Origin of the sequence: Tepidimonas sp. HKU78 (assembly GCF_049860815.1) — a bacterium.
Classification (GTDB): domain Bacteria; phylum Pseudomonadota; class Gammaproteobacteria; order Burkholderiales; family Burkholderiaceae_C; genus Tepidimonas.
In genome coordinates this window covers 601,898-612,500 of the sequence record NZ_CP187547.1, presented here as the reverse complement: position 1 = coordinate 612,500, position 10,603 = coordinate 601,898, and the positions used below count along the sequence as shown (strand labels likewise).

The 10,603-nt window shown below is 63.7% G+C and carries 7 protein-coding genes and 2 rRNA genes (1 of these 9 only partly in view); 7 read left to right on the top strand and 2 right to left on the bottom strand.

Annotation, left to right across the window (positions count from 1 at the left end; genetic code table 11):
- The 7 genes from ACPYIS_RS03030 to ACPYIS_RS03000 all read left to right on the top strand — a co-directional run.
- Window positions 1-2,275: ribosomal RNA gene (locus ACPYIS_RS03030) — 23S ribosomal RNA — on the top strand; it begins 605 nt to the left of the window's first position.
- 263 nt (window positions 2,276-2,538) lie between these two features.
- A 5S ribosomal RNA gene (gene rrf / locus ACPYIS_RS03025) occupies window positions 2,539-2,652 on the top strand.
- Window positions 2,653-2,744: 92 nt separating this feature from the next.
- Window positions 2,745-3,803: a homocysteine S-methyltransferase family protein gene (locus ACPYIS_RS03020; RefSeq protein WP_299020023.1), complete on the top strand. Its 1,059-nt coding sequence runs from the start codon at window positions 2,745-2,747 to the stop codon at window positions 3,801-3,803.
- Between the two features lie 107 nt (window positions 3,804-3,910).
- Window positions 3,911-4,636 (top strand): GGDEF domain-containing protein, encoded by a 726-nt coding sequence (locus ACPYIS_RS03015; RefSeq protein WP_424895107.1) that lies wholly within the window; start codon window positions 3,911-3,913, stop codon window positions 4,634-4,636.
- 23 nt (window positions 4,637-4,659) lie between these two features.
- Window positions 4,660-5,529, top strand: a complete 870-nt coding sequence (locus ACPYIS_RS03010; RefSeq protein ID WP_299020025.1) for a MinD/ParA family protein — start codon at window positions 4,660-4,662, stop codon at window positions 5,527-5,529.
- A complete protein-coding gene (locus tag ACPYIS_RS03005; RefSeq protein ID WP_424860114.1) occupies window positions 5,522-7,129 on the top strand; it encodes an HDOD domain-containing protein in 1,608 nt (535 codons plus the stop codon). Before ACPYIS_RS03010 ends, ACPYIS_RS03005 begins: the two co-directional genes overlap by 8 nt.
- Window positions 7,130-7,224: 95 nt before the next feature.
- Window positions 7,225-7,554 (top strand): DUF1840 domain-containing protein, encoded by a 330-nt coding sequence (locus ACPYIS_RS03000; protein ID WP_299020017.1) that lies wholly within the window; start codon window positions 7,225-7,227, stop codon window positions 7,552-7,554.
- 30 nt (window positions 7,555-7,584) lie between these two features.
- On the opposite strand, the gene ACPYIS_RS02995 is transcribed toward ACPYIS_RS03000, so the two are convergent.
- Both ACPYIS_RS02995 and ACPYIS_RS02990 read right to left on the bottom strand, forming a co-directional pair.
- On the bottom strand, window positions 7,585-8,565 hold the full coding sequence (locus tag ACPYIS_RS02995) for a tripartite tricarboxylate transporter substrate-binding protein (RefSeq protein ID WP_299020015.1): 981 nt from the start codon (window positions 8,563-8,565) through the stop codon (window positions 7,585-7,587).
- 89 nt (window positions 8,566-8,654) lie between these two features.
- Window positions 8,655-10,541: a potassium transporter Kup gene (locus ACPYIS_RS02990; protein WP_299020013.1), complete on the bottom strand. Its 1,887-nt coding sequence runs from the start codon at window positions 10,539-10,541 to the stop codon at window positions 8,655-8,657.
- Window positions 10,542-10,603 lie beyond the last annotated feature (62 nt).

Below are 10,603 nucleotides of genomic sequence, written 5' to 3'. Positions count from 1 at the left end.
GTAGGGAAGGCGCAGGGAAACCGAGTCCGAACAGGGCGATTGAGTCGCTGGGTGTAGACCCGAAACCAGGTGATCTATCCATGGCCAGGCTGAAGGTGCCGTAACAGGTACTGGAGGGCCGAACCCACTACTGTTGCAAAAGTAGGGGATGAGCTGTGGATAGGGGTGAAAGGCTAAACAAACCTGGAAATAGCTGGTTCTCTCCGAAAACTATTTAGGTAGTGCCTCACGTATGGCCTTCGGGGGTAGAGCACTGTTTTGGCTAGGGGGTCATGGCGACTTACCAAACCAAGGCAAACTCCGAATACCGAAGAGTCTGAGCGTGGGAGACAGTGCACCGGGTGCTAACGTCCGGACACGAGAGGGAAACAACCCAGACCGCCAGCTAAGGTCCCTAAAGTCGGCTAAGTGGGAAACGAAGTGGGAAGGCTAAGACAGTCAGGATGTTGGCTTAGAAGCAGCCATCATTTAAAGAAAGCGTAATAGCTCACTGATCGAGTCGTCCTGCGCGGAAGATGTAACGGGGCTCAAGCCGGCTACCGAAGCTGCGGATGCGTGGCAACACGCATGGTAGGAGAGCGTTCTGTAGGCCTGTGAAGGTGGCTCGAGAGGGCTGCTGGAGGTATCAGAAGTGCGAATGCTGACATGAGTAGCGTTAAAGCGGGTGAAAAGCCCGCTCGCCGTAAGCGCAAGGTTTCCTACGCAACGTTCATCGGCGTAGGGTGAGTCGGCCCCTAAGGCGAGGCAGAGATGCGTAGCTGATGGGAAGCAGGTCAACATTCCTGCACCGGCTGCAAGTGCGATGTGGGGACGGATCAAGCTAGGTCATCCGGCGGTTGGAAGTGCCGGTTTAGGCGGAAGTAGGTGATGGGCAGGCAAATCCACCCATCGTATGCCGAGGCCGTCGATCGAGCGGGCTAGTTCTCGCGAAGTGACCGAATGGGGTCCCAGGAAAAGCCACTAAGCTTCAGCTTGCAGCTGACCGTACCGCAAACCGACACTGGTGCGCGAGATGAGTATTCTCAGGCGCTTGAGAGAACTCGGGAGAAGGAACTCGGCAAATTGACACCGTAACTTCGGGATAAGGTGTGCCCTAGTAGCGTGTAGTGAACAACGAAGCGCGAATGGGTTGCAAAAAATAGGTGGCTGCGACTGTTTACTAAAAACACAGCACTCTGCAAACACGAAAGTGGACGTATAGGGTGTGACGCCTGCCCGGTGCCGGAAGATTAAGTGATGGGGTGCAAGCTCTTGATCGAAGTCCCGGTAAACGGCGGCCGTAACTATAACGGTCCTAAGGTAGCGAAATTCCTTGTCGGGTAAGTTCCGACCTGCACGAATGGCGTAACGATGGCCACACTGTCTCCTCCCGAGACTCAGCGAAGTTGAAATGTTTGTGATGATGCAATCTCCCCGCGGAAAGACGGAAAGACCCCATGAACCTTTACTGTAGCTTTGTATTGGACTTTGAACGGATCTGTGTAGGATAGGTGGGAGGCTGTGAAGCGGTGCCGCCAGGTGCCGTGGAGCCGACGTTGAAATACCACCCTGGTGCGTTTGAGGTTCTAACCTGGGCCCCTGAATCGGGGTTGGGGACAGTGCATGGTAGGCAGTTTGACTGGGGCGGTCTCCTCCTAAAGCGTAACGGAGGAGCACGAAGGTACGCTAGGCACGGTCGGACATCGTGCTGGTAGTGCATAGGCATAAGCGTGCTTGACTGCGAGACTGACAAGTCGAGCAGGTGCGAAAGCAGGTCTAAGTGATCCGGTGGTTCTGTATGGAAGGGCCATCGCTCAACGGATAAAAGGTACTCTGGGGATAACAGGCTGATACCGCCCAAGAGTTCATATCGACGGCGGTGTTTGGCACCTCGATGTCGGCTCATCTCATCCTGGGGCTGTAGCCGGTCCCAAGGGTATGGCTGTTCGCCATTTAAAGAGGTACGTGAGCTGGGTTTAAAACGTCGTGAGACAGTTTGGTCCCTATCTTCCGTGGGCGCTGCAGATTTGAGGGAGCCTGCTCCTAGTACGAGAGGACCGGAGTGGACGCACCTCTGGTGTACCGGTTGTCACGCCAGTGGCATCGCCGGGTAGCTATGTGCGGAAGAGATAACCGCTGAAAGCATCTAAGCGGGAAACTCGTCCCAAGATGAGATCTGCCTGGGGGCTTGACCCCCCTGAAGGGTCGTCGTAGACCACGACGTTGATAGGCTGGGTGTGTAAGTGCAGCAATGCATGGAGCTAACCAGTACTAATGGCCCGTGAGGCTTGACCCTATAGCTTTGTGAGCCTGTGGCGCGCCTGCGGCGCGCTGCGACGCACGAGCGGCACGAAGACGCAAGTCGTGCAACGCTGCAACAAGGAAGTGTCTTCAACGATCGGCAACGAATGTGGGCGTGTGGCAAGAGCCGCACGACAGACGGCATCCGTCAGCCCGACGCCAATCCGACGCGAGATTCGACTCTGTGAGCACTTGCTGCTGCGGCCGCCCCAACCGTGCGGGGCCAAGCCCCATCGCAGCAGGTGAGAACCGGTTATGCCTGACGACCATAGCAAGGTGGTCCCACTCCTTCCCATCCCGAACAGGACAGTGAAACGCCTTCGCGCCGATGATAGTGCGCACCTCGCGTGTGAAAGTAGGTCATCGTCAGGCTGTTATTGCTAGCCACCCCGGCATCCCCTGCGGATGCCGGGGTTTGCTTTTTGGTGTCGCGTCTTCGCGTTGCGGCACAATCGGGGACCAATATGAGGAACGTGTACACCCGGGGGCGAGAGCTGGTGGCGCTGCTCGCGCGCCGTATCGTGATCATCGACGGTGCCATGGGCACGATGATCCAGCGCTTTCGATTGGACGAAGCCCAATATCGCGGGGCGGGGCCGGGCGGACGCGACGCCGATCCGCGTTTCGAGTCTCACCCGGTTGACCTCAAGGGCAACAATGATCTGTTGAGCCTGACGCGGCCCGATGTGATCCGCCAGATCCACGAGGGGTACCTCGCCAGCGGGGCCGACATCATTGAGACGAATACGTTTGGTGCCACGGCAATCGCGCAGGCCGACTATGGGCTGGAGGCTTGGGCCTACGAGATGAATGTCGAGTCGGCGCGGCTGGCTCGCCAGGCGTGCGAGGCATATTCGTCGCCGGATCGGCCCCGCTTCGTGGCGGGCGCGCTTGGGCCCACGCCACGGACGGCCAGCATCAGTCCGGACGTTAATGACCCCGGAGCGCGCAATGTGACGTTCGATGAGCTGGAGCACGCGTACCACGAGCAGGCCTTGGGGCTGATCGAGGGGGGCGCTGACGTGCTGTTGGTCGAGACCATTTTCGACACGCTCAATGCCAAGGCAGCGTTGTTCGCGATCGAGCGCGCCTTCGACGACACCGGCGAGCGCCTGCCCATTCTGATCAGCGGGACGGTGACCGACGCGTCCGGCCGACTGCTCAGTGGGCAGACGGTGACGGCATTTTGGGCCAGCGTGCGTCACGCGCAGCCGCTTGCCGTGGGGCTCAATTGCGCGCTCGGGGCGGCGTTGATGAAGCCCTATATTCAAGAGCTGGCGCGGGTGGCGCAAGGCACGTACATCAGCTGCTATCCCAATGCCGGTCTGCCCAACCCCATGAGTGAGACGGGGTTCGATGAGACGCCCGAGGACACGTCGCGTCTGTTGCACGGCTTTGCGGCGGAGGGGCTGGTCAACATCGTTGGGGGGTGCTGCGGGACCACGCCGGACCACATCGCGGCCATTGGCGCGGCGGTGAAGCCCTGCGCGCCGCGCCGCGTGCGTTGGTGGCGAGATGAATGACGGGCCGCTCGTCGTGCCGGGGGCCTGAAGGGAGGACGCGCTATACTGCCCAAACCCTTGCATCTCGGTTCGACGGGGTCACGGGGTCCGTTTTGGCGAGTCAGCCCATGCAGCACGACCAACTGCGACTGGATCATGCCCGTACCCTGTTGCAGCAGGCGGGGGTAGCATTGTCCGTGCCTGAGGGCGCGCCGCCCGAGGTCGAGCTGCAGGCGATCATCGATGCGTTGTGCGAACTCAGCGAGCGTGACGCCCTGACGGGGTTGCCCAACCGGCGTGCGTTTCTAGCGCGCGTGACGCAGGAGTTAGACCGGTCGGCCCGGGCGGGCGAGACCGCGTTGCTCGTGATGATCGACATCGACCACTTCAAATCGGTCAACGACCGCCATGGGCATGCCGCGGGCGATGCGGTCTTGCGCGCCGTGGCGCACGCGCTGCAATCGGCCGTGCGCCCGATGGACACCGTGGCGCGTCTGGGCGGCGAGGAGTTCGGGGTCGTGTTCCCCAATTGCGCGCCGTCGGCGGGCGCGGCGCTGGCCGAACGGCTGCGCCGAACGGTGCAGGAGAGCCCCATCGTGTTGCCCGACGGGGTGACCACGATCCATGTGACCATCAGCGCGGGCGGGGCGTATTCTCCCGCATGGGTGCGCTCCAGCGCCGAACACTGGCTGGAGCGCGCGGATCGGCAGCTCTATTTGGCCAAGCGCCAGGGGCGCAACCGTGTCCTGATCGAGCCGGTCGCCCACACCGAGGTGAGTGCGGAGGAAAAACACTTGCTGTTTGGCTGGCACGATGCGGACGGCCTTATCATCGACTCCGCCGACGCGGTTTGAATGCGAGGCGATGCCTGATGTCCATGAACACTGCCGAGACCACCTCCACGACATCCGACCCGGCCCCCGGCGGCGTCTTGTTTCGCCCGAGCAAGGGGCGGGTCATCGCCATCACGAGCGGTAAGGGGGGCGTGGGCAAGACGTTCGTCGCGGCCAACCTGGCCGCCGCGTTGGCGCGCCGAGGCTTGCGCGTGCTGGTGCTTGATGCCGATTTGGGCCTGGCCAATCTGGACGTCGTGCTCAATCTCTACCCCAAACTGACGCTACACGACGTCTTCACGGGCAAGTGCGGGCTCGACGATGCGATCGTGAAGGCGCCAGGCGGGTTTTCGGTGTTGCTCGCCGGATCCGGTATGGTGGAGTATTCGCGGTTGACGCCCGAGGTGCGTGAGGACTTTTTGCGGCTCATGGGCCAGGTCGTGCCGCGTTACGATGTCGTGCTGCTCGACACCGGCGCCGGTATTTCGGATGTTGTGTTGTTCGCCCTGTCGCTGGCCAGCGAGATCCTGCTCGTCGCCACGCCCGAGCCGACCTCGCTCACCGATGCCTACGCCACCATCAAGGTTTTGGCGACGCAGCAGCAACGCCAACTCGTGCGGCTGATCGTCAATCAGGCCGCGCGTCCGGGGGATGGACGGGCCATCACCGCGCAACTGCAGGCGGTGCTCAACCGGTTCGTCGGTGCAGCGCCGTCCGCGGGCGCGGACAAGCGCCCTGCCACCGTGCGGCTCGTGCACATGGGGGATATCCCCGCGGACAAGGCGGTCAAAGAGGCGGTGATGCGCAGGCAGCTCCTGCTGTTGCAGGCGCCGGGGTCTCCAGCTGCGCTGGCGGTGGCGCAAATCGCTGGCCGTCTGGTCGACACGGTACTGCGGGCGCACGAGCATGTTTGAGCGGCGGATGGGGGACGCCAGCACCACGCCCGCTACCTCGAGTGAAAAGCAGCGACTCGAAGCGCTGCTGGCTCATCTGCGCGGGAACGCCGAGTTTCCCGCGCTGTCGGCACAGGTCAGCCGCATCCAGGTGCTGGCAGGCGACGAGCAGGAAAACCTGCACCGCTTGGCCGAGGAGATCCTCAAGGATGTCGCGCTGACCCAAAAGCTGCTGCGTGTGGTCAACGCGGCACCGCACGTGGCCCATAGGGGTGGCGTGTCCACCGTCTCGCGTGCATTGAGCCTGATTGGCCTGGATGCGGTGCGTGGTATCGCGGCCAGCCTGGTGTTGCTCGAGCAGTGGAAAGACCGCGCTCAGTCCCAGCGCTTGCGCGAGGCCTACGCACGGGCGCTGTTGGCGGCGCAGATGGCCGCCGAGCTTTGCGGTCAAGGCCCGGAGCGGGAGGAGGTTTTCCTCGCCGGACTGTTCCAGGGGCTGGGCCGGATGTTGACAGAGTGCTTTTTTCCCGCCGAGGCACAGCGCATACGGGCCGAAGCGCAGGGTGACCCCGCGCGCGAACACGCCGCGGTGCTCAAGCATCTCGGGGTGGGATATGACGCGCTGACGCAGGCCGTTGCGCGGGACTGGGGTTTTCCCGAGGCGCTGTGTCGGGCCATGGAGCGACCGGCCGGCCCCGTCCCGCCCCGTCCCCCGCAGGATCGGGTCGAATGGGTGCGTTGGGTGGCCGCCGCCGGAACCGATTTGGCCGATGCCTGGCTGCGCGGTGCCAGCGAAGGATCGGGAGAGGGGTTCCGTCGCCTGTCCGCGCGCTATGGGCATTTGGTGAATCAGTCGTCGGAAATGGTGGCCGAGACCGCCCGGCAGGCGCGCTCGAACTATCTGGCCTTGCTCGAGGCGGTCGACTTGGCGCGCAGCTTGAGCGCACCCGAGTGGACGGCGTGGCTGCGCAGCGAGCAGACCGATCCGCTGCATCCGGTCAGCGGTACGGCGAGCCCCGCCCCCGCGACGCCCAGCACTGATGCGAACGATGACCGAGGTGGCGAGGACGACACGCGATCCCTGGATCTGCCCAGCGGTTTGCTGACGCTGGCCCAGGGACTGCAGGACGCGACCGCCGCCCTCTTGGAGGGCGCGCCCGCGCCACTGCGCGTCGAGCTGGGGCTGGAAACCTTGCACCGTGCGCTCGGCGTGCGCCGCACTTGGCTGGTGAAGCCCGGCGCCGATGGCGTGTGCCAGGCGTGCCGTTGGCTGGGCGACGGCGCCGCCAAGGTGGCTCCCTTCTACCGCGTAATGGCTTCGCGTGGCGCGTCGGCAAGCGAAGATTTACTGGCGACGCTGGGGCGGCTGCGCAAGGATACCCGTATCGAGTGCACGCCGGCGGCACATCTGGTGGCGCGTCTGCCGCAGTGGTACCGTGACCGCCTGCCACGCGATGGGGTGCTGCTCGTGTTTCCCTTGTGGCGGGGCGACGAATGGATCGGCTGGATTCACGCCGATGGGCCCGCCGCGGCCCTGCCGTCGTTCGGCGCGACCGAGTTGGCATTGTTGCGCGCCATTCGGCACCTGCTGACCGTCGCCCTCAAGGATGAGCACATCTGACCCGGGGCCCACTTAGCGCGGGGTTGCCGTGCCGTCAGAATCGTAACATGCTGGGGAGGCGCAACCCCGATCTCGATTCTCGAAAGGAGCCAACCATGCTGTACCGCTTCAAATCCAAGGCCACTGGTGACGTGGTCATGCTCGAGCCCAACGGCCGGCGGGTCCTGGAAATCCTAGGTAAGGATCCGTCGGGGCCGGGCATCATCCTGCCGGAGCAAATGCCCGCCGCCATCGAGGCGCTGCGTGCCGCAGTGGCCGCCGAAGAAGCCGAAGCCGAACGCCGGCGCCGCGAAGCCGAAGAAAAGGGCGAAGAACCCTTGGAGCCCGTCGAAGAGCGCGTGCCATTGCGCACGCGCGTCGCGCCCTTCATCGAGATGCTGCAGCACTGCCAGCGCGAAGGCAGCGAAGTGGTCTGGGGCGTTTGACCCTCGCGCGGTCCGGAAGCCCTGACTTGCTCAGTCGGCGTATTGACCGGCGGCGTCTACCACCGCTTTGATTTTCGCGATTTCGCTCGCGACGAAGGCTTTGTGGCCTTCGGGCGTGCTGCGCCGGTCGTTGCTCACGATCGCGCCTAGAGCTTTTTGTTTTTGGATGAATTCTGGGTCGCGCAAGGCGGCGCGCAGTGCTTCGTTGAGGCGTTTGAGGACGGGCTCGGGCGTGCCCTTGGGCGCATACAGGCCGTGCCAAATGGTGAGGTTGAAATCCTTGAGCCCCATCTCCTGCAGCGTGGGATAGTGTTTGAGCAGCGGGTGATCCGACAGCGGTTTGGCGGTCGTGACGGCGAAGGCCTTGATGCGGCCGGCCTCGATCTGCTGCGTGGTGTTGGTCGTCTGGTCGCACATGACATCGATCGTGCCGGCGATCAGGTCGTTCATCGCAGGGCCGGTGCCGCGGTAGGCGATGGTCGTCATCGACTTGTCGAGCTTGACCGCGTATTGCCACATCAGACCGCACAGATGCGATGCCGAGCCCAGCCCTGCATGCCCCAGGTTGAGCTTGCCCTGGTTGGCGCGAATGTAATTTTCGAAGTCACGGTACGTGTTGGCGGGCAACTGGGGCTTGCCCACCAGGGTCATGGGCACGTCGTTGATGATGCCCAGGTACTCGAAGTCCTCAAGCGGTTTATAGGGTAGTTTGCGGTATAGCGCCGGGGTCGCGGCCATGCCGATGTGCCACACCAACAGCGTGTGTCCGTCGGGTGTCGCACGCGCGACCTTGTTGGCGCCGATCGTGCCACCGGCGCCGGCGGCGTTGTCGACCACGATGGTGGCGTTGTTCAAGTGCTTGCGCATCGACTCGGCGAGCTGGCGTGCGACGGTGTCAGTGGGGCCGCCTGCCGCAAACGGCACGACGAAGGTGATGGGCTTGGAAGGGAAGTCCTGGGCAGATGCGGCAAAAACCGCGGCCGACAGGGCGAGCGCAACAAGGCGTTTCATGTTTGGTCGGCTCCAACGGAGACATGAATGACCGACGAATGGTAGCGCGTCGGCGCCACCCTGCACCATGCGGGAAACCACGAACGCGCTCAGATTTCGATTTGCGCGCCAAGTTCGACCACGCGGTTGGCGGGCAGGTGTAGAAAATCAGCGATGGATGTGGCGTTGCGGTGCATGCCTGCAAACAGCTTGTTGCGCCAGTGCATCGGCCCTTCATCGTGGCGTGGCAGCACGATCTCGCGCGACAGAAAATACGAGGTGTCCATGTCGTCCAGCGGCACCCCGTGGCTGCGCAACAGCTGAAGGGCTTGTGGTACGTCGGGATCGTTTTTGAAGCCGAAGTGCAGCACGACGCGCCAACAGTCGTGGCCCAGCGGCTGCGCCTCGACCCGCCGGTCGAAGCCGATCCACGGGACCTCGTGATGGCGCACGGTCACGAACAGGTTCGTCTCATGCAGCACCTTGTTGTGCTTGAGGTTGTGCAGCAGCGCATTGGGCGCGACGTCCGGCTCGGCATTGAGGAAGACGGCCGTGCCAGGCACGCGCAGCGGCGGGGCCGAGAAGATGCTCGCCAGGAAGGCCTCGAGCTCGATGGACTGCTCGTGCAGGCGTTGTGCCAGGCGTTCTCGGCCGCTGTGCCAGGTGGTCATCAAGGTAAACATCGCCGCGCCGATGGCCAGCGCGAACCACCCCCCACTGAGCAGCTTGACCGCATTGGCGGCGAAGAAGACGGCGTCGATGGCCAGAAACAGACCCGTGGCGCCCACGCACATCCACCATGGGTAGCGCCACGCGTAGCGCACCACGAAGAAGGTCATCAACGTCGTGATGAGCATGTCGATGGTGACGGCGATGCCGTAGGCGGATGCCAGCGCGGAACTCGACCCAAACCCCAGCACCGCACCGACGATGCCGAGGTACAGCGCCGCGTTGACGGTGGGAATGTAGATTTGGCCGGTGTCACGCACGGACGTGTGCAACAGGCGCTGGCGCGGCAGATACCCCAGTTGCACCACCTGCTTGGTGACGGAAAACGCGGCTGTGATGAGGGCTTGGGACGCGATCACCGTCGCACACGTGGCCAGCCCGATCAGCGCGGGCAGCGCCCAAGCGGGCGCCATGGCGTAAAACGGGTTTTCGACGGCATCGGGCGCGTCCAACAGCAGCGCGCCCTGACCGAAATAGTTCACCACCAGCGCGGGCATGACCAGACCGAACCATGCCAGCCGGATCGGGCGTCGGCCGAAATGCCCCAGGTCCGCGTAGAGCGCTTCTGCCCCCGTGACGCACAGCACCACCGCCCCCAAGGTCAAGAACGCCACCCACGGCTGCGACAGCACGAACTGGACGGCGTGATGCGGTGCGAGCGCTTGCAGCACCTCCGGGTGGCGGGGGATGTTGAGCAGCCCTAGAGTGGCCAACGTTGCGAACCACACCGCCATGATCGGTCCGAACAGGCGGCCGATGCGGGCCGTGCCGTGTCGCTGCAGGGCAAAGAGACCCGTCAGAACGGCCAGCGTCACCGGCACCACCACGGGCTCCAGCGCGGGGGTGAGGACCTCCAGCCCTTCGACCGCCGACAGCACGGAGATCGCAGGCGTGATGACACCATCACCGAAAAAGATGGCCGTGCCAAAAATGCCCAGCGCGAGCAGCGCGCGCTTGAGCCGCGGCCGATCCGCCACGGCGGTGGATGCCAAGGCGAGCATCGCGACCAGGCCGCCCTCGCCCTGGTTGTCCGCCCGCAGGATGAGCGTGACGTACTTGAGCGACACGACCAGGGTCAGTGTCCAGAAAACCAGGGACAGCACGCCGTAGACGTTGTCGGGCGTGACCGGCAGCCGCCCGAGGTTGAAGACCTCCTTGAGCGCGTAGAGCGGGCTGGTGCCGATGTCGCCGTAGACGACGCCCAAGGCGGCCAACGTCAACGTCGGCAACGGCGAGCGGCCAACGGGATGAGCAAGAGCAGATGCCAAGACCGGGAACGATCGTTGCGATGCCCGTATTGTGCCGTATTGTGCGCCCACGGCGCGGGGTC

What these genes read in the sequence shown, in the direction of transcription:
- ACPYIS_RS03020 (WP_299020023.1), top strand. Translation starts at nt 2,745, where the DNA reads ATGAGGAACGTGTACACCCGGGGGCGAGAGCTGGTGGCGCTGCTCGCG.
- ACPYIS_RS03015 (WP_424895107.1), top strand. Translation starts at nt 3,911, where the DNA reads ATGCAGCACGACCAACTGCGACTGGATCATGCCCGTACCCTGTTGCAG.
- ACPYIS_RS03010 (WP_299020025.1), top strand. Translation starts at nt 4,660, where the DNA reads ATGAACACTGCCGAGACCACCTCCACGACATCCGACCCGGCCCCCGGC.
- ACPYIS_RS03005 (WP_424860114.1), top strand. Translation starts at nt 5,522, where the DNA reads ATGTTTGAGCGGCGGATGGGGGACGCCAGCACCACGCCCGCTACCTCG.
- ACPYIS_RS03000 (WP_299020017.1), top strand. Translation starts at nt 7,225, where the DNA reads ATGCTGTACCGCTTCAAATCCAAGGCCACTGGTGACGTGGTCATGCTC.
- ACPYIS_RS02995 (WP_299020015.1), bottom strand. Translation starts at nt 8,565, where the DNA reads ATGAAACGCCTTGTTGCGCTCGCCCTGTCGGCCGCGGTTTTTGCCGCA.